At 40.2% G+C, this 779-nt stretch carries 1 protein-coding gene; it reads left to right on the top strand.

The features are described 5' to 3' along the window. Positions 1-130: 130 nt before the first annotated feature. The gene (locus tag AC805_RS15390) at positions 131-511 is read left to right on the top strand and encodes a hypothetical protein (protein ID WP_055076238.1); all 381 of its coding nucleotides are present in this window, start codon (positions 131-133) and stop codon (positions 509-511) included. Positions 512-779 lie beyond the last annotated feature (268 nt).

The raw sequence follows: 779 nt of genomic DNA, 5'->3' as shown, positions 1-779 counted from the left end.
GTGTGATTGAGGTGTGATTGAGGTGTGATTGAGGTGTGATTGAGGTGTGATTGAGGTGTGATTGAGGTGTGATTGAGGTGTGATTGAGGTGTGATTGAGGTGTGATTGAGGTGTGATTGAGGTAAAAGCAATGGCAAATATATCTGGAGCTTGGTTGGGAACCTATTGGCAATGGGGTTTACCAACAAGATTTGAGGTTGAGTTTATCCAAAGCGGGAACTCTTTGACGGGCAACATCTTAGATGATGGCAACTTAGGTGAAGCGATCGTCAATGGTGAGGTGATTGGCAGCAGCGTTAGTTTTACCAAAAAATATTATTCCCATAACTACATAATCAACTATTTCGGAACAATTAATCAAGAAGAGAATTTGATTTCAGGTGAATGGAAAATTGATGCATTTATTGGAGATTCAGGTGCTTGGGAATTAAAACGCAATTATTCTGATTTAAATAAAGAACTTAGCGATAATCTCCAATTCCAAATCCCTTTTTTAGCTAACGTTAGTTAAGAGTCAAGCTATAACTACATTCCCTTGAGTGAAGACAAATCAAACCCCAAGACTTGACTGGCGGCGCTTCGCGCCGCCAGTCAAGTCTTGGGATTTATGTCTCCTAGTAAAGGCGACAGCAATAAGTAGCTAAGAGAATTGCTATTAAGTGCTCGTGCAAAATATAGTTGTTTTAAATAACTTGTAGACGGGCTTCGACTTCGCTCAGCCCTCGGTGTAAGCTAGCTGAGCGAAGTCGAAGCTGTAGTTTTTATTTGAATTATCTATA

This window comes from Pseudanabaena sp. 'Roaring Creek', from assembly GCF_001402795.1.
Lineage (GTDB): Bacteria > Cyanobacteriota > Cyanobacteriia > Pseudanabaenales > Pseudanabaenaceae > Pseudanabaena.
The sequence above is the reverse complement of the archived record's forward strand: the minus strand, read 5'-3'. Positions and strand labels throughout refer to the sequence as shown.

Bases quoted from the DNA above. Each gene is read 5' to 3' on its own strand.
- AC805_RS15390 (WP_055076238.1), top strand. From the start codon at position 131: ATGGCAAATATATCTGGAGCTTGGTTGGGAACCTATTGGCAATGGGGT.